The sequence below is a fragment of the Canibacter zhoujuaniae genome (genome assembly GCF_011752015.1).
Lineage (GTDB): Bacteria > Actinomycetota > Actinomycetes > Actinomycetales > Microbacteriaceae > Canibacter > Canibacter zhoujuaniae.
Map to the genome: position 1 here is coordinate 84,986 of NZ_JAAIKA010000002.1, position 16,936 is coordinate 101,921.

Sequence of the window (16,936 nt, forward strand, 5' to 3'; positions counted from 1 at the left end):
GCCTACTCTGGCCGGGATAGAATCTCAGCTTCACAAATCGCACTCACCGGCACTGTTCGCTCTACCTGCTGAACTGCATCGTAGAGGCGCACACGATCTGCGCTTAAAGTTTTTGCTACCGCAACCACTTCTATTTGACCTGTGTTAGAAGTGAGTAGTAAACGAAGGTTTGCGCCGGTGTGTATCGCGTACTCTAAACAGATTGAGATGCGGTCTGCGCTGCTCTCTTTGAGATGCGCAGCAGTTTTTGTGAAGTCTTTAGCGGGCGGAGTGTTGGTGCGCCTGTGCCTTGGTTGCAGCTGCGCTGCCGCGGCAAGCATTTCTGAAAATGGTCGCTGTGCGACAAAGTAGTGAGCATCCTGTAAAACGGCAGAGATATTAAGCGGCGCGAGCGGGCTTGTGAGTGTCGTTTCGCTGGACCCTGGCGTGAGTGAAAGCGCCTGCAGGGCGCGATCCTCATGCATTAATTTGGCTGTGTTTACTGATTTTGTATGAAGCAGTGTGAGCCGGCCAGACTGGTGTGGCGTTAAGCGCACAACCCGGTCAGAGTCGCGTATGTCTTTGATTAAGAAAGTGAGTGAGCTGGGTACGTCAGTGATGCTTAGCTCTGCCAACAGGCTCAACCACTCCTGCGTGGTGCGACTGTCGTTGAGCACACCGCGTGCGATGCTGGCTTCAGTGAAGCGGTAGACCGTCGCCACGCCGCTCTGCTCAATATCTGCCAACTCTAAAAGCAGAATTTCTGTTTCTGGCGATAGCGGTTGCGGCGCAATAGCCGACAGATCTGGTTGGATAATCACCTGCTGGCCGGGGGATGGCAGTAGCGCGCTAAGTTCTGTGGCAGCTTGGTTCAGCTCGTTGATGCTGCTCACTGCGGGAACTGCAAGCAGCTGCAACAGAGTCGCATCAGATTTCAGCTGCTGTGCGCGTTTTGGTGACTGCGGGCTGAGCTGTGCAAGCAAGCGGCTAACGGCTGTCAGCGCGTCGGTTTGGGTCACTGCAATTTCGGCAAGCAATTGCGGATCGGCGCTTGAGTATCCGGCTGCAGCGAGAATTCGCCAGCTAGCGGCAGTATCTGCGGTGAGCCACTCTCGTAACTGTGCGCCCGCGCTTGAAAAACCAGTGCTATCTGTTAGCAGGTTACAGTCTAAAGCGAGGTTTAAAAGCATTAAAGTTTGGTGCTCACTGAGCGCGAGCGTTTGCGCTGCTCGGGTAAGAGATTTTGTGACGACTCTGGTGGTGTCATCGAGACTGATGGGGTTGCGGATCAGGTGCACGCAAAGCTGGGTTACCTGCGCGACGGCTGTCGCGGCGTGCGTCCACCAATTTGTGCGATCTGTTGGGCTGTTATAAATCGCAAAGTTTTGTGTGTCACGGTCGGGTATGAGCATCGCGCGCCAGCGCTGCGCTGCGTGCTCGAGTGCTGCAATATCAAGCGACGGCTCTTCCGCTGTGTTAGCAGTCGCATGCACGGTGCGCGCCCAAGATTTAACAGGGTCTGGTATGCGCGTCGATCCGCCCCTCTCTTTGTATGCTAACCCGAGAGTGTGCAGAGTTTCTAGCCAAGCTGCTGGGGCGGTGTGTGCGACAGCGGGGTGGGCAAGCGCCGCAAGCTCGGCGCGTGTGAGAAACGCACTGCAGGCGTTGAGACTGTTCGGCTGCAACAGCTGGGCAGCAAGCCGTACGAAAGTATCTGCTCGGCGCGGTTTTCGTAACGCGATGAGGCTCAGCAGATGCTCGAGCGAGAGGGCGCTCAGGTGCTCCGCAAGATGCAGGATATCCGGCATCTATTTTGCTAACTGCTTTTTGCGACGCTTCCTGGAATCAAGAAAAAGCAGGGTGAAGAGCATCGCGAACCCGACCGGGAGGCCAACGTAGGCGATCCAGACAAGCTGGCGGATCCCGTTGCGGTTGAGCTCTTCAGGTGAGAGAAATACCGCAAAGATAAGTGTTACAAAAAATGCGAGCACCGAAATTAGGATCAGTGAAACCGAGCCCCACCCGAGGAATAATTCTAGCCGTGACGACTGTTTTTTACTCACAGGGCTAAGTCTAGTCGACAGCGCAATTACGGCGCTAAGCTAGGTGTGAAGAAAACTGTAAAGAAAGAGGGCATATGCCAACCGGAAAAGTTCGGTTCTTTGACGAAGAAAAGGGATTTGGTTTCATCTCAGGTGAGGGCGGTCAGCAGGTTTATGTGCACGCCTCGGTGCTTGGTGATGACGATGAGCTGTATCCTGGCGCCCGTGTTGAATACTCCGTGGTTGACGGGCGTCGTGGCCCGCAGGCTCTCTCGGTAAAACTGCTAACCGCCCCACGCCCGGTGCGTCGCAACCGGAAGCGCCCAGACGATTTGACGGTTATCGTGGAAGACCTGATGAAGCTGCTCGACGCTGCGGGTGAGAAGCTCAAGGTTGGTCAGTATCCGGATCGGAAGCAGTCGCGCATGCTGGCCACTCTGTTGCGCAGCGTGGCAGAAGAATTTGACGCTTAGAGATTAAAAAATACATGGCAGTAAACACTGAAGATAACGGCAGCGAAAATATCGTGCTGGAGCTTGACGCCGCAACTATTGAGCAGGGAGTCAAGCTCGCCCGTGAAACTCTGTTAGCAGACTTAGCCACAGCCGAGGAAGTCGGCGAACTTGTGAGCGTGCGAGCAGAGGCGCCGCGGGTGGCCACAATACTGTTTGCATACAGCGGCACGACCTACGAAGGTTGGTTGTGGGCGGTGAGCGTGACTCAGGTCGCAGATGATGCACCGCTGACCGTGCTTGAAACTGAGTTGATTGCGGGAGAGAATTCCATTGTGGCGCCAGAGTGGGTGCCATGGAGTGTGCGTTTGGCACAGTTCCGTGAGGCACGCGCGGCTGCGGCCGCCGAGGAAGCTGCAGCTGCCGCCGCCGCTCACGAGGAGCTTGATGAAGACGACGTTGACCCCGAAGACGATCTGCTCGAAAATGACTTCACGGATTTTGACGACGAGATGGACGGCATCGACATCGATGAGCTTGACGACTCCGACAGTGAGGACGAGCTTGACAGCAAGGACGAACCCGATAACGAAGACGAGTCTGCTGAAGACTCAGAAGGCGATTAGTCGAGGCGCTCAACCACGTAGTCGATGCAGGCGATCAGCTTTTCAACGTCTGCCGGATCAATCGCAGTGAATGTTGCAATACGCAACTGATTGCGACCGAGCTTACGGTATGGCTCAGTGTCCACGATGCCGTTTGCGCGCAAAGCTTTTGAAATCGCACTTGCGTCAACATCTGCATTGAAATCGATTGTTGCAACCACCTGTGAGCGCGCATCAGCGTCAGCTACGAAAGGAGTTGCGAAACTGCGCTCTGCTGCCCAAGTGTAGAGCAGCTGTGATGAGTGCTTGGTGCGCTCAGACGCCCACTCAAGGCCACCCTGTGAGAGGATCCACCGCAGCTGCTCGTCCATCAACGCCAGCGGCGCGATAGCCGGGGTGTTGAGAGTCTGCTGGAGCCTAGAGTTATTAACCGCGGTTTGCAGGTTCAGGGTGTCTGGAATGTAGCGGTCGGTGCCGTCTATCTCTGCGATGCGTGCGATAGCAGCAGGGGACATTAGCGCAAACCAGATACCCCCGTCACTCGCGAAATTCTTCTGCGGTGAGAAATAGTAAACATCAACATTAGCGGCATCAAAGTCGATCCCACCGGCGGCGCTTGTTGCATCTACAACGGTCAGTTGCCCATCTTTGCCGTAGCGGCGGATCGGGCTCATAACGCCGGTCGAGGTTTCGTTGTGTGCGTACGCGAAAATATCGACATCACTGGCGTCAACATTTTGCGCGAGGGTGCCAGGTTCACCCTTGATAACCGCAGGATCCGCAAGCCACGGAGCTTTTTTAGCAGCCGCAGCAAACTTCGAGCTGAACTCACCACAGGTGGCAAACTGGCCTTTTTCTTTGATGAGTGAGTGCACAGCCGCATCCCAGAAGCTGGTTGCGCCGCCGTTACCGAGCACAATTTCGTAACCCTCCGGTGCCCTGAAAAGGTCACGCAGCTGTTCTTGCACACTATTGACAAGATTCTTAACCGAAGCCTGCCGGTGCGAAGTGCCCAGCACAGTCGGCTGCAAGCTTGCCAGGAAGCTCACCTGCTCATCGCGGACTTTTGAAGGCCCGCATCCGAAGCGGCCATCGACGGGACGAATTTCAGCAGGAATCTCAATATGCGCCATACTCCTATTTTAAACGGCATTTTTCAGGTCTGCGGCACTATGCTTGAGGATAATTGCGACCATCAAGGAGGATTCTCAAGTGACCGACCTCATCGATACAACAGAGATGTACTTGCGAACGATCCTCGAGCTGGAGGAAGAGGACATCGTTCCTCTGCGCGCCCGTATTTCTGAACGCCTGTCTCATTCGGGGCCGACGGTGTCACAAACAATTGGGCGAATGGAGCGCGATGGGCTGGTTGTGGTGACCGGCGATAGACACCTTGAACTGACAGACAGCGGTCGCACGCTGGCGGTGCGAGTGATGCGCAAACACCGTCTAGCGGAACGGCTCTTGCACGATGTGATCGGGCTCGAATGGGAGTATGTCCACGATGAGGCGTGCCGCTGGGAACACGTTATGAGCGAGCGAGTCGAGCGCCGCATTCTGGAACTTATTGAGCAGCCCACAAAGTCACCATACGGGAATCCGATCCCCGGCCTGGAAGAGTTGGATGTCAAAACACGCGGCATGTTTTTGATGAGTGTTGTCGATGTTATGACCGTCTTTACAGAAAACGCAATCGACGACTTTGAAGCTGAGATTGCTAGGCTTGCCGAGCCTGCGCAGGTGGATCCTGAGCTGCTGCGCGCATTCGATGCGGCGGGCATTAAACCGGGTGCGCGGGCAAGTTTTGTGCTTGAAGATGAAATTGTGCGGATCGCTGTTGGGGTGTTTGAGCCGCTGGAAATTAGTCGCGCGATGGCTGCACACATTTTTGTGATTGAGCAGTAGGCTCGAGCGCGAACCGGTAAGCTGGTTTAGCCAGCCCCAGTAGCTCAGTGGATAGAGCACTTCTCTCCTAAAGAAGGTGTCGGAGGTTCGATTCCTCTCTGGGGCACTAAAACCACTGCGGCAGTGGTGTGGTGAATCAAAGCAAGGCTTGATTAGCTTAAGCTTCCCGCAGGCTGCGAGCGTAATCTTCTTTTGCTGTGTTGATGTGCAGCCAGGAGGAAATCTCGCCGACCAACCCGGTGGCACGCAGTGCTTCTAAAAAGTCAAAAATGACTCGAGGAGTGGCAGCAGTCACTGTCACGATCAGGTCAAAAGAGCCTGAACACGTTGTAGCAAAATCAACCTCTGGGCGGCCGCGTAAGAACTCGAGCACAGGATCTAGCGGCCCACACAGGGAGATCCCCAACCCAATCGCTATCTGCGAGTTAATGACACCGCGCTCTTCAACCGCCGATATGCGAATTACATTCGCCTCAACCATGCGATTCACGCGGGCGCGCACGGCTGACGGGCTAAGATTCACTTTATTTGCAATTGTGCGATAGTTCATGCGGCCGTCAGTTTGCAACAGATCGACGATCTGCCGATCCCGCTCATCGAGGGTGATATCTCCGCGATACTCAGCAACAAAAAAGCCCTTAACCACCCGCAGATAGCGGTTTGTTTTGACGCGCTGCACACGAGGTAGGCCCCGCAGATACTCGAGAAACAGTTGCAGCTCTGCTTCTGTGCGCAAACGTGATTCAACAACGACATTGCTGCTGCCTGTGACAGATGACACAAACACGGTCTCTGCCCGATCCTTGAGAAGCTTGAGCAGTTCAGCAGTGGGGCCATTAACCGTCACAAGGTGATGCGCGAGCACGCGATCCCCAGAATATCCAGGATCGAGCGCCGCCACTACACGTAATGCGCCGGATCTAAGGAGTCGGCCCAGACGATCGGCAACAACCGCTCGCGGTTGCCCAATATCTGCAGCGATAGCGCTGATGCTGGCGCGCCCGTTGTGCTGCAGTGCTGCAATGAGCGCAGTATCTAGAGACGGTTTCTGAATGATTTCACACCCTTTGTGGCTAAATCGTTATTAAAAAATGTTTGTTCCGGAAATGATCAAAAAGTTTGCATAACGCGTTTCAGACACTTATTTTAACGTCGATTTTATCTAAAATTACACAAATGATTTGTATATCACGCAATCGCATTGATTATTACTCACATATGATCGTTAAATCTGGATAGTATCTCCCACATACCTGTAGGCAAGGGAGCTTAATAATGACTGCAACTCAAACTTGGACCCCCGCAGAGCGCAAACGCGCGTATCGTGCCGGTTGGGGCGCCTTTGTCGGTACCACGATTGAATGGTACGACTTTTACGTCTACGCAACGGCTGCCGCAATATACTTTCCAACGCTGTTCTTTCCGGAACAGGATCGCTTCGTCGGAACGATCGCCGCGCTCGCAAGCAGCGCAGTCGCTTTTTTCTTCCGCCCGCTCGGCGGAATCATTTTCGGTCACATCGGTGACCGTCTCGGCCGCAGACCCGCTCTTGTTATCACTCTGGTAATGATGGGTGTCGCCACTGTCGCAGTAGGCTGCCTGCCGACATACGCGGCGATTGGGGTTGCAGCGCCGATCCTTCTTCTCCTGTTCCGCGCTGCGCAGGGTTTGGCTGTCGGCGGAGAGTGGGGCGGTGCCGCACTCATGAGCGTGGAGAGCGCACCGGCAGATAAGAAGGGCTTTTTCGGCGGCTTCACGCAGCTGGGCAACCCCGGTGGCGCCCTCCTAGCGACCGGCATCTTCTATGTGATGGAGTTGTTTGGCAAAGAGTGGATGATGGAGTGGGGCTGGCGCATCCCATTCTTGCTGAGCGCAGCCCTCATCGCTGTGGGCTTTTGGGTGCGTAAGAAAACTGAAGAAACCCCGGTCTTTGAGACTGAGGTGGAATCAGCAGAACAGGGTGCGCCCGTGTGGTATGCGATCCGCCGCAACTGGTGGCCGATCATTCTCGGAGCTTTTATCGTGCTGGTGCCGTCAGGTGGCTACACCATGGCAACCACATTTGTGCAGAATTACGCAACGAGCCCAGCCATCGGATTTAGTGAGCGGCATATTCTGCTTGCGATGACCATCGCATCTTTTGTGGAATTCCTGGTGACACTGCCGGTTGCGGCCCTCGCAGACAAGCTTGGCTCAAAGAAGGTGATGTACATCGGCTTAATCGGTGCGGTCGTCTGCATGATCCCGCTAATGCTCGCAATCGGTGGGCAGCAGCTGGCTTTGACCTACATTCTCGTATCCCTGATCCGTATCGCGATGAGCGCAACCTGGGCACCGCTCGCAACTATCATGGCGCAGATGTTCCGCCCGCAAGCACGCTACACCTCAATGTCAATGGCATACGGTCTCGGTGCTGCGCTGTGGGGTGGCCTCATGCCAATTGTCTCGGTCACGCTTGTGGAAATGACCGGCACAGACTGGAGCGTTGTGTGGCAGTTTATTGTGATGGCGGCGCTAAACTTCATCGCCATGTGGCTCGCGCCGCAGTACATCGATGAGCTGCCCAGAACCACCGCTGTGAAAACAACCGGCGCACGATAGAGGCTTGATGCCTGATTCCCATCCAGGCGGGAATACATTATGAAATCACTTGCAACATTTGATGACCGTAATTCTTCCCTAACGATTGTGACCGCAGAGCGTATTCACACTCTGAACCCTGCTGCTGAGAGCGCAACTGCGCTGCTTGTGCATAGGGGATCAGTGCTCGCCGTTGGCTCTGTTGCTGAGATCGAACGGATCGCGCTGGCGCAGCAGGAAGAAGTGAACAGGGTGGACTATCCAGGCGCAACAATTGTGCCCGGCTTTATAGATGCGCACGCTCATCCGCTGATGTACGGACAAATGCTGTCATGGGTGGATGTTGGGCCGGACAAAGCTAAGAACATTACGGAGATTGTTGCCCTGCTGCGGGAGGCAGAAAAGCAGCTTCCGCCGGGGGCTGCGCTGCGCGGTTACGGATACGAACAGCGCAACCTAGCTGAACGGCGACACCCCACCCGACAGGAGCTCGACCAGGTCTCAACATCACGCGAGGTCTACATTATGAACGCCTCCGGGCACGGCGGGGTCGTAAACTCCTTTACCTTTGCAGTGCACGGAGTGACGCGTGACACACCTAACCCGGACGGTGGCGAGTTTTTTCGAGACGCTAAGGGAGACCTTACCGGTGAGCTCTCAGACGCCGCCGCCAATGTGCTGACCGGCACCCACGGTGTCAAAATTGGCCACCACGGCCCGAACTTTCATCTCAGCGATGAGCCCGCCGAGCACCGGCGGCAGCTGCGCGCTGTGCAGACCGAATTCTTTCGCGGCGGAGTGACCACTGTCGGTGATGCGCAGGTGAGCAAGCGTGAAATGGCCGCCTATCTTGACCTGGCTGAGCACGGCGAGCTGAAGATGCGTGTCTCGATGTATTTTCTGTCGCATCTGCTTAACCAGATTCTTGATCTTGGGCTGGTTGCTCCATTCGGCAACGCCCGCCTGGCAACAGCAGGCATCAAGCTCTATGCTGACGGCACCCTCGGCGGCTGGACCGCGTATTTTCCTGAAGGATATGCGGGGGATCCGTGCCGCACTGGGCTGCTCTATCACTCACCTGAGGAATACACCGAGCTGGTGAGACTGGCGCACGCAGCTGGGCTGCAAACCGCAACCCATGCCCAATCGCCAACTGCGATTAAAATGTGCGTCGATGCAATTGAGGCTGCACAGCTTAAGTATCCGAACGCAGATGCTAGGCATCGCATCGAGCACTGCGGCCTGCCCGCCCCTGCAGAAATCACCAGAATGGCAGCCCTCGGGATCCGCCCCGTCAACCAGACGCAGCACTATTACAATTGGGGCGAAGGCGTGACCCAAGCGATTGGGACACCCGGTGAGCGCTTCAATCCGCTCGGAGAGTTTCGCGACGCGGGAGTGCCGATCACAATCTCATCGGATGCTCCGGTGGCACCGCCGAAACCACTCGAAGCGATCCAGGCAGCCGTGACCCGTGTCACACGTCGCGGTGTGCAGCTGGGAGCTGATGCGCTGCGCATCTCAGCACGTGAGGCGCTTCTGGCGCACACGTATGAAGGCGCGGTCACACTCGGGCGCGAAAATGAATTGGGATCGCTTGCGGCGGGAAAACGCGCCGACTTCGCCGTGCTCTCAGCCGACCCCCTGTCTGTTCCAGCGGAGCAGATAGGTAAAATTTCTGTTTTGAGCACTTGGATAGACGGCGAATGCGTCTGGGACACCGACACTGATAACCCACTATAAACACAGCATGTAGAGAGAAAATATATGCCTACGACACAGAAGCGCACTACCGGATGGGTTGTGCTGGAAACCCTAGCCAACTACGGCATTAACACTGTCTTTGGGATCCCCGGCACACACAACCTTGAGTTTTATCGACCACTCGAGACGCTGGGTATCCGGCCGGTGACGACCCGACACGAGCAAGGAGCCGGCTACGGGGCAGATGCCTGGTCGCTCCAGACGGGGCTGCCTGGTGTTGTGATCACTACGAGCGGTCCCGGACTATTGAACGCGCTCTCAGCAGCAGGCACCGCATTCGCAGAGTCACGACCGATGATTATTCTCTCACCCGGTGTCGCCCTCGGCGCAGAGTTCTCTGACTCAGGCACACTTCACGAAACTAAGGATCAGCTCTCAGCTGCTGCCGCGATTGTTGAATGGGGTCGCCGAGTGAAAACCGCAGAAGAAGCGGTTGCGGCGGTGCACGACGCCTTCGAGCTGTTTGCGACGGGGCGCCCACGACCGGTTTACATTGAGGTGCCACTAAACATCCTTGAGCAAGAAACCTCGATCTCTGCCTCTGAACTTGCCGCAAAACAGTTCGAGCCGGTGCCAAGCCCCGATAAGAAACTGATTGCAGAGGCTGCTGCGCTGCTTTCTGATGCGGTGAATCCGGTGATTCTGGCTGGCGGCGGTGCGCGACGGGCGGGGCAAGAGATACAGGCTCTCGCTGAAAAACTTGCTGCTCCGGTGGTTACAACACTCAACGGCAAGGGCGTTATCGATGAGCACCATCCACTCGCACTCGGCTCTAATCTGCGTCTTGCAGCTGCAAGAGAGGTAGCTCAGAAAGCTGATGTCTTGCTGGTGGTCGGATCAAAACTCGGTGAGGCTGAACTCTGGGTGGATGCCTTGCGCGCGCAGGGCAAAGTTGTGCGCATTGATGTGCTCGAATCACAGCTCAACAAGAATCAGCCAGCAACCGTTGGTATTCGTGCCGACGCGGCTGCAGCCGTGGCCGCGATCACAGAGCTGCTTGACGATGCGGATCGCACCTCGGCCATTGACGTGCCCGCAACACTTACCGCAATTAGACAAGAATCCGAAAAGCTCGACGCACTCAACACCTCGGTCGGCCAAGCGATTGCGCGGGCGCTGCCGGAAGATGCGATCCTGACCACAGACTCCTCAAAGATTGCCTACTGGGGGCTGCTGAACATGTTGCAGGTGCGCAACCCGCGCTCTGTGGCCTATATGGCAACATATGCGACGCTCGGATATGGGCTGCCGGCCGCGATCGGTAGCAAACTCGCATCCCCAGAGCGGCCTGTGGTCGCGGTCACCGGCGACGGGGCATTTATGTTCAGCTTCAACGAGATGCTTACGGTTGTTGAACAGAATCTTGACATCGTCATTCTGGTTGTTGACAACGGCGGCTTTGCCGAGATTAAAGACAACGAGATCGCGGCAGGTATCAACCCGGTTGCCGTTGATCTCGTGCAGCCGGATTGGGCTGCGCTCGCTAACGCTTGTGGCGGTGCAGGCACACGCATTAGCTCCGCAGAGGAGCTTGATAAGGCTATTGAAGCAGCAGTTGCTGCTGGCGGTCTGCAGCTCATCCATCTGCCACTCGCATAGCTCCGTTTTACCTGTTTAGGCCAGCCGCCCCACTGTTTTGGAGGATCCATTATGAATGAAAACCAGAAGCCGGTTGCGGTTTACACAGATATGGACGACACCGACTTTCAAAGCGGTGTGCGTCTGCTTGAAGACGCCGGATTTGAGGTGCGATACCTCGGCACGCGAAACACTGAACGCATTATTGCCGCGTCACAGGATGCGGAAGTGCTCTTGCTCGGTTATGCGGAGGCGCCGCGCAGCTTGATTGAGGCACTGCCCAAGCTGAAACTTATCGCCTTAATGTCGATGGGCTTTAACAATGTTGATATTGAGGCGGCGAATGAGCACGGAGTGTGGGTCACAAATGTACCGGGTGCCGCAACCGAAGAGGTTGCAACGCACGCGCTCGCACTGCTGCTCGCCGCTGTGCGGCAGCTGTCGTTCTACACCGCACACGCGGTTGCAGATGCTGAACAGTGGAACGCTCGCGCTCCGCTTGCCCCTGTGCGCCTGAGTGAGAAAACACTCGGCGTTGTGGGGCTCGGCCGGATTGGGAAGGCCTTCGCCGCGATCGCCGGACCGTTGTTTCAAAGGGTTGTGGGCTACGATCCCTACCTTCCGGACACCGACGAAACCCGCGCAGAGCTTGCGCGCTACGGTATTGAGCGCAAAAGCCTTGCAGATTTGCAGAGCGGCGCTGATGTGCTTTCCCTGCATGTGCCGCTGACGGATGAAAACGAGGGGATGATCAACCGTGCGTTTATCGCAGAGCTTCCCGATGGTGCAATTATTGTGAACGTCTCACGCGGTGGGCTGATCGACTCACAAGATGCCCGTGATGCGCTCGATGCGGGGAAGCTTGCGGCTCTCGCTCTGGATGTGCTTGATGAAGAACCGCCGGCAGCAGACCATCCTCTTCTCTCTCACGACCGCGTTGTGCTCACCCCGCACATTGCGTACTACTCGAATCGAACCGATGCAGAATATGTTCGAATTCAAGCCGAGAACGCTACGAGCTGGCTAGCAACCGGGCGCCCAAAGAACCCCGTAAACACTCCCTGAGATTGAGCAGCTGCAGCAATAGCCTGTCGATTAGTGCTGTGAGGTCGGTTGCATACCGGCCTCTTTCAGCATCTCCTCGATGCTATCGAACTTGTGTCGCGCCCGCCCACTGCGTGCGGCCTCAATCTCCTTCTGCTCGATTCGCTTCCAACCGTCATAGTCGATTGTGCTGCCGGGGGTGAGATTGAGTCCGGCCACACCAGACTTTGTGCTGTTAAGATCGGCGAGATCCGCACCAATAATTTTTGCAAGCTCAAGCGCATCGATTCGCTGTGAGGCGATTGTGCCCCGAGGCCCGCGGCGAGCCCAGCCACCCACGTAGAGACCTTGTTCAATCTTGCCGGTCTCGCGCCCTGCCTCAGTAACCGGAACAAGCGGATCACCCTGAAAGCCAATGGCGGTGATAACACTGTCGGTCTTTATTAGTGCGTGGGTGCCATCTTCGCCCACGATTTCGAGTGTGTCTACGAGATTGCCACCGTGCACTTCGTGCGGTGCGAACCCAAACCACCAGTGAATAACCCCACGTAGCTCTGGGTCTGCATCGGTGCATTTATCCTGCAAGATGGTGAGGATATCCCGCCGATTCTCGTTTGTCACCGCGGCTAGGTCACCCGACCCAAAGTGAAGTTCATGGCGCACATGCTCAAAGTGAGTCATCTCACGCAGCATGGAATCATCGAACTTCGCTTGATCAACACCGCTGCGACTGACGAGGTGGAGCTCACGGAGCTTCCCGCTAAGCTGCTGATGATTGTCGTCGTGCACATCTGAGCCGGTAAACTCAGTGCCGTTCTTAGTCAGGAGCCGCATGCAGTCGATCGCTACGTTTCCCGCCCCGACAACGATGCAGACTTCGCCGAGCGAGTAGTCAAGTGGCAGCTTTGCTTCGGGGTGACTATTTAACGCGCGGGTGATGTATCCGGCACCAACCACACCGGGTGTAGCGCTTCCTGGGATGTCGAGTTGCCGATCCTCATGGAGTCCGGTTGCGACAATAACCGCGTCGAAGTGCTCGCGGATCGTATCTAACTCAACGTGCTCGCCAACATTGAGATTGCCAACGAACTTGACACCCTGACGCTCGAAAAGACGCGCAAATTGCTTTGTGACACCCTTGGTGCCCTGATGGTCAGCTGCAACACCAAACCGCGCAAGACCGAATGGAACTGGCAGACGATCAAACACCGTAATTTCTGCATTTGGGACGGTCTTAAGCAGCGCCTGTGCAGAGTAGCAACCCGATGGCCCAGAACCGATAATGGCTATTTTAGGTGAGTTTGAGTCAGACATCATTATCCAATCAATGCGCGTCGTTGCAGACGAAGATGTATTAGCGAATAGGCGGCGTTGTGTGTGATTTATTCAAAAGCTGCGAGGGCCTCTGGTGCCCATGCAACCGCAAGATCCGATGCATCATCCGGTGATGCCGCATCGTGACGCCCATACTCCCCAACACGAGATGCGCCGAGCGATTCAAGAGCGGCAACTACTCGCTCGCTGCCCTTCGAATAATTTTCGTAAGTGCTGTCGCCAAGCCCAAACACTGCGAATCGCACGCCAGTAAGATCGGGCTTTTCATTTTCTAGTGCGGCAACAAACGGCTGTGCGCTGTAGGGCAGATCGCCCTCGCCGTGTGTTGAACAGATGATGAGATAGCGATCGTCGCTATTAAACGCATTTACGTCAACGTTTGCAAGATCATCTACATCAAGATCTTCGCTAGTTTCTGCTGCAAGAGCATCTTCGATATCGGATGCGACAAGCTCCGCGTTACCGCTCTCGGTGCCAAACAGAATGCGAACAGCCATTAGAGACTTCCCTTCTTGGGTGCAACGCTGCACCCTGATTTACTTGAACCAGTAGTAACTTTATCTATTTTGCGAACTTCGGTGAGCAAATGCAAATGGACACGAACACGGCGCGGCGAGCAGCAGAAAAGCCTGAAACTTCGAGGTTTTATGCGACGTTAGGCAGCTACGAAGATTTAACACGCGGTGCGGTTAAGGAAATTTTGCAAAAGCGCTAACATTGTGATCTAATTCCTTTTTGTCAAAGGCAATGACGCTGAAGATAAGGATATCTAATGACTGATAGCACCACAGTAGCTGCTCTCTCAAATGCTCATGATGAGCACTCAGAACAGGGATTCAAACGTGAAATGGGTTTCTGGGGAAACCTCGCGCTTGGATTTACGTATCTATCTCCCGTAGTAGGTGTTTACACCACCATCGGGCTCGCGCTTGCGATAGCGGGCCCGATTTCATTTTGGACGCTTGTAGTCGCGGGCCTCGGGCAGCTACTTGTTGCTCTTGTCTTCGGCGAGATTGTCTCCCAATACCCGATTGCCGGCGGTATTTACCCTTGGAACCGCCGCCTCTGGGGCGCAAAATGGGGGTGGATGAGTGGTTGGGTATACGCAGTCGCGATAAACGCCACGATTGCTTCCGTTGCGTTTGGTGTCGGGCCGTTCCTCGGCGCATTCTTGGGAATCGAGACGAACCCAGGCACAAACGTGATTCTTGCTCTGGTGGTGATCGCCTTCTCCACGCTCATGAACTTTGGTGGAACCAGACTCCTGTCAGTTGTTGCGTTTATCGGTTTCTCGCTTGAAATTATTGCAACCATAGTAATCGGAATTTGGCTGCTTGTTGCCGCTCGTCAGCACGACCTCAGCGTATTCTTCACCGATTTCCGCCCACTAGACGTACAAGAAAACGAACCACTGTTTGTTGCATTTGCTTTCTCTGCAATCCTTGGAATCTTCCTGTACTACGGTTTCGAGGCAAACGGTGACGTCGCAGAAGAGGTTAAGGATCCGGGTCGTGTGATCCCGAAAGCGATGCGCACCACGCTTTACGTTGGCGGTGTTGCCTCAATGTTCATCGGCATGGGCTTGATCCTTGCAATTCCAGATTATGCAGCGGTGATTCGCGGTGAGAACACAGACCCGGTCACTGGAATATTCCAGACCACATTCGGCCCAATCGGTTTTAAAATCGTGCTGCTGCTCATTATGATCTCGTACGTATCGTGCACGATCTCCCTCCAAGCAGCTGCATCACGACTCCTATTTTCAATGGGACGAGACAAGCAGCTTCCAGGTTGGAGCGCACTGCGCAAGTTCTCTGTGAAACGAGCTGTTCCGCCGTACGCGCTGCTTGTTGCGGGTATTCTGCCAGCATTGATCGTGGTTGTGTCGCTCTTCTCGGCCGACGCGCTGATTGCGGTTATTTCGTTTGCATCACTCGGCATCTACCTCGCCTTCTTCTCGGCGGTGCTTGCATCATTCCGTGCTCGCCTAAAGGGATGGCAGCCAAAGGGGCCGTTCAAGATGGGCCGTTGGGGATGGCCAGTGACCATCGCTGCCGGTCTTTACCAAATCGCTGCGATGATCATGTTGGTTTGGCCGGTTGAAGACGCTGAAAACTGGTTCCAGCGCTATCTCGTCTCTGCTGTCGGTGTGATAGTGCTTGTAATCGGTGTCATCTATCTCTTTACTACACGTCCAGACAAACGCGGTGGTGGGCCAGCAGGTGACGCACACACGGGTGTCGTTAACATGCACTACGCAAGTCCAATTGCTCCATCCGAAGAAATTGTTGATATGGCCGTGCTCCTTTCTGGCGGCAAGCCACACTACTACCCCCACGCTCCTCAAAATGAGTCGAGCAGCGATTCGTCAGCGAAAAATTCACAAAATACTGAAGGGGAAAAATAATGTCGGAATCCGCGTACCTAGATATTGCTGATAGCAATTTCGCTATCAGCTCTGATGAAGTTGAACAGGCACGAGAAACAAATTGGTACGCAAAAACTAACTACGGGCTTGCGGTGCTCAGTTATGAAGACAATGCTGCTTTGATGAAGAGTAAAAATCTTAAGCAGGGCAGTGCTGAGTGGCCTGATCTGAACGGTGTCCACAGTGGTGTCTTCTATGACTGGTGGAAAGAAAACCTGCTTGTGCTTGAAGGTGACGATCACGACCGCTTGCGCCGCCTTGTGCAGCCAGCCTTCTCGCCAAGAAAGATTAAAGATCTTGGCGATCGCTTCGATGCCTTAGCAAACGAGCTTATTGACAACTGGATTGATAAGGGTGAGGTTGAGTTTGTTGAGGAGTTCGCAGCTCCGTTTGCCACCCGTGTTCTGTGCATCATGCTTGGGATCCCTGAAACTGAGTGGGCTCACATCAACGATCTAGGGTCGAAGGTCGGCGCAGCGCTTGGTATCACCATTAAGGAACAGATCGAAACTATCGATGCTGCGTTAAAGGAGCTGCAGCAGTATGGTCGCGACCTCCTCGAGGATCGTCGCAAGAACCCACAAGACGATTTCGTGACGCGACTTGTTGAAGCAAACGCAGAGGGCGACCAGCTGTCTAACGAAGAGCTGGAGAACATGATTGTGCTCCTCATTTTCGGAGGCATGGACACCACCCGAAATCAGCTGGGGCTTGCGCTGTCGTCGTTTGCGAAACAGCCTGACCAGTGGGAGAAGCTTGCGGCGGATCCTGACAAGTATCGAAAAGCCGCTGTTGAGGAGGCACTGCGTCTGAACCCAACCACTCGCTGGGTGACACGCGAAGCGGCTGAAACGTTTGAGCACAAGGGCTTGACGATTGAAAAAGGCACCACAGTGCACATGTTCACTGAAACCTCTGGGCGTGACCCGGAGGCGTTCGAAGATCCAAACAGGATTGACCTCGATGCCGTCCGCAAACCTCACTTTGCTTTCGGCGGCGGTGCTCACCACTGCATTGGTCACTTCGTCGCGAGGTCTGACATGATGGCGGCACTGCCTGCGCTGGCAACCCGCATCACTGATCTCAAACTTGGTGAGGATCAGGAATGGCTGCCAGATTCAGGAAACACGGGCCCAGAGCGTCTTCCCGTGTCTTTCACAAAACGCTAACGACCCGGTGTGCGCGGCAACGATGCAGCGGCACATCACATAAATAAAAATC

Annotated in this window: 15 protein-coding genes, 1 tRNA gene and 1 pseudogene; 10 read left to right on the forward strand and 7 right to left on the reverse strand. The window is 55.1% G+C overall.

All coding sequences use genetic code 11. From position 1 onward, the window contains the following. Window positions 1-2: 2 nt before the first annotated feature. Both HCQ99_RS05025 and HCQ99_RS05030 read right to left on the reverse strand, forming a co-directional pair. Window positions 3-1,787 (reverse strand): helicase-associated domain-containing protein, encoded by a 1,785-nt coding sequence (locus HCQ99_RS05025; protein WP_166986843.1) that lies wholly within the window; start codon window positions 1,785-1,787, stop codon window positions 3-5. Then, window positions 1,788-2,042, reverse strand: a complete 255-nt coding sequence (locus HCQ99_RS05030; RefSeq protein ID WP_166986846.1) for a hypothetical protein — start codon at window positions 2,040-2,042, stop codon at window positions 1,788-1,790. A 74-nt stretch (window positions 2,043-2,116) separates the two neighbouring features. On the opposite strand from HCQ99_RS05030, the gene HCQ99_RS05035 reads away from it, so the two are divergent. Together HCQ99_RS05035 and HCQ99_RS05040 are read left to right on the forward strand one after the other, a co-directional pair. Continuing rightward, window positions 2,117-2,494 (forward strand): cold-shock protein, encoded by a 378-nt coding sequence (locus HCQ99_RS05035; RefSeq protein WP_166986849.1) that lies wholly within the window; start codon window positions 2,117-2,119, stop codon window positions 2,492-2,494. Window positions 2,495-2,508: 14 nt separating this feature from the next. Next, on the forward strand, window positions 2,509-3,099 hold the full coding sequence (locus HCQ99_RS05040; RefSeq protein WP_166986852.1) for a DUF3027 domain-containing protein: 591 nt from the start codon (window positions 2,509-2,511) through the stop codon (window positions 3,097-3,099). On the opposite strand, the gene serC is transcribed toward HCQ99_RS05040, so the two are convergent. Beyond that, window positions 3,096-4,211, reverse strand: coding sequence for a phosphoserine transaminase (gene serC / locus HCQ99_RS05045; RefSeq protein WP_166986855.1), 1,116 nt, complete (start codon window positions 4,209-4,211; stop codon window positions 3,096-3,098). The genes HCQ99_RS05040 and serC overlap by 4 nt on opposite strands. Before the next feature lie 79 nt (window positions 4,212-4,290). Here serC and HCQ99_RS05050 point away from each other — a divergent pair, with 79 nt between their 5' ends. Further along, window positions 4,291-4,986, forward strand: coding sequence for an iron-dependent transcriptional repressor DtxR (locus HCQ99_RS05050; RefSeq protein ID WP_166986858.1), 696 nt, complete (start codon window positions 4,291-4,293; stop codon window positions 4,984-4,986). 33 nt (window positions 4,987-5,019) lie between these two features. Next, window positions 5,020-5,092, forward strand: a tRNA-Arg gene (locus HCQ99_RS05055). Between the two features lie 51 nt (window positions 5,093-5,143). Here the strand turns inward: HCQ99_RS05055 and HCQ99_RS05060 are convergent. Both HCQ99_RS05060 and HCQ99_RS07050 read right to left on the reverse strand, forming a co-directional pair. Then, complete coding sequence (locus HCQ99_RS05060; protein WP_166986861.1) at window positions 5,144-5,887, reverse strand: Lrp/AsnC family transcriptional regulator; 744 nt, start codon at window positions 5,885-5,887, stop codon at window positions 5,144-5,146. A gap of 24 nt (window positions 5,888-5,911) precedes the next feature. Continuing rightward, window positions 5,912-6,043, reverse strand: a pseudogene (locus HCQ99_RS07050) (AsnC family transcriptional regulator); the annotation flags it as partial. Between the two features lie 218 nt (window positions 6,044-6,261). On the opposite strand from HCQ99_RS07050, the gene HCQ99_RS05070 reads away from it, so the two are divergent. The 4 genes from HCQ99_RS05070 to HCQ99_RS05085 are packed head-to-tail and all read left to right on the forward strand — an operon-like array spanning window position 6,262 to window position 11,973. Beyond that, window positions 6,262-7,587, forward strand: a complete 1,326-nt coding sequence (locus tag HCQ99_RS05070) for an MFS transporter (RefSeq protein WP_166986865.1) — start codon at window positions 6,262-6,264, stop codon at window positions 7,585-7,587. A 39-nt stretch (window positions 7,588-7,626) separates the two neighbouring features. Beyond that, on the forward strand, window positions 7,627-9,309 hold the full coding sequence (locus tag HCQ99_RS05075; protein WP_166986876.1) for an amidohydrolase: 1,683 nt from the start codon (window positions 7,627-7,629) through the stop codon (window positions 9,307-9,309). A gap of 24 nt (window positions 9,310-9,333) precedes the next feature. Then, window positions 9,334-10,929, forward strand: coding sequence for a thiamine pyrophosphate-binding protein (locus tag HCQ99_RS05080; protein WP_166986879.1), 1,596 nt, complete (start codon window positions 9,334-9,336; stop codon window positions 10,927-10,929). Window positions 10,930-10,980: 51 nt separating this feature from the next. Next, window positions 10,981-11,973: a C-terminal binding protein gene (locus tag HCQ99_RS05085; protein ID WP_166986883.1), complete on the forward strand. Its 993-nt coding sequence runs from the start codon at window positions 10,981-10,983 to the stop codon at window positions 11,971-11,973. Between the two features lie 30 nt (window positions 11,974-12,003). On the opposite strand, the gene HCQ99_RS05090 is transcribed toward HCQ99_RS05085, so the two are convergent. Both HCQ99_RS05090 and HCQ99_RS05095 read right to left on the reverse strand, forming a co-directional pair. Beyond that, window positions 12,004-13,266: an FAD-dependent oxidoreductase gene (locus HCQ99_RS05090; protein WP_166986886.1), complete on the reverse strand. Its 1,263-nt coding sequence runs from the start codon at window positions 13,264-13,266 to the stop codon at window positions 12,004-12,006. A gap of 68 nt (window positions 13,267-13,334) precedes the next feature. Continuing rightward, complete coding sequence (locus HCQ99_RS05095; protein ID WP_166986891.1) at window positions 13,335-13,784, reverse strand: flavodoxin domain-containing protein; 450 nt, start codon at window positions 13,782-13,784, stop codon at window positions 13,335-13,337. 275 nt (window positions 13,785-14,059) lie between these two features. On the opposite strand from HCQ99_RS05095, the gene HCQ99_RS05100 reads away from it, so the two are divergent. Both HCQ99_RS05100 and HCQ99_RS05105 read left to right on the forward strand, forming a co-directional pair. Continuing rightward, complete coding sequence (locus HCQ99_RS05100) at window positions 14,060-15,694, forward strand: APC family permease (RefSeq protein ID WP_166986895.1); 1,635 nt, start codon at window positions 14,060-14,062, stop codon at window positions 15,692-15,694. Next, window positions 15,694-16,884 (forward strand): cytochrome P450, encoded by a 1,191-nt coding sequence (locus HCQ99_RS05105; protein ID WP_166986898.1) that lies wholly within the window; start codon window positions 15,694-15,696, stop codon window positions 16,882-16,884. Before HCQ99_RS05100 ends, HCQ99_RS05105 begins: the two co-directional genes overlap by 1 nt. Window positions 16,885-16,936 lie beyond the last annotated feature (52 nt).

Excerpts from the sequence above, each read along its gene's own strand:
- HCQ99_RS05025 (WP_166986843.1), bottom strand. The coding sequence starts at position 1,787 with ATGCCGGATATCCTGCATCTTGCGGAGCACCTGAGCGCCCTCTCGCTC.
- HCQ99_RS05035 (WP_166986849.1), top strand. The coding sequence starts at position 2,117 with ATGCCAACCGGAAAAGTTCGGTTCTTTGACGAAGAAAAGGGATTTGGT.
- HCQ99_RS05040 (WP_166986852.1), top strand. The coding sequence starts at position 2,509 with ATGGCAGTAAACACTGAAGATAACGGCAGCGAAAATATCGTGCTGGAG.
- serC (WP_166986855.1), bottom strand. The coding sequence starts at position 4,211 with ATGGCGCATATTGAGATTCCTGCTGAAATTCGTCCCGTCGATGGCCGC.
- HCQ99_RS05070 (WP_166986865.1), top strand. The coding sequence starts at position 6,262 with ATGACTGCAACTCAAACTTGGACCCCCGCAGAGCGCAAACGCGCGTAT.
- HCQ99_RS05075 (WP_166986876.1), top strand. The coding sequence starts at position 7,627 with ATGAAATCACTTGCAACATTTGATGACCGTAATTCTTCCCTAACGATT.
- HCQ99_RS05080 (WP_166986879.1), top strand. The coding sequence starts at position 9,334 with ATGCCTACGACACAGAAGCGCACTACCGGATGGGTTGTGCTGGAAACC.
- HCQ99_RS05085 (WP_166986883.1), top strand. The coding sequence starts at position 10,981 with ATGAATGAAAACCAGAAGCCGGTTGCGGTTTACACAGATATGGACGAC.
- HCQ99_RS05090 (WP_166986886.1), bottom strand. The coding sequence starts at position 13,266 with ATGTCTGACTCAAACTCACCTAAAATAGCCATTATCGGTTCTGGGCCA.
- HCQ99_RS05095 (WP_166986891.1), bottom strand. The coding sequence starts at position 13,784 with ATGGCTGTTCGCATTCTGTTTGGCACCGAGAGCGGTAACGCGGAGCTT.
- HCQ99_RS05100 (WP_166986895.1), top strand. The coding sequence starts at position 14,060 with ATGACTGATAGCACCACAGTAGCTGCTCTCTCAAATGCTCATGATGAG.
- HCQ99_RS05105 (WP_166986898.1), top strand. The coding sequence starts at position 15,694 with ATGTCGGAATCCGCGTACCTAGATATTGCTGATAGCAATTTCGCTATC.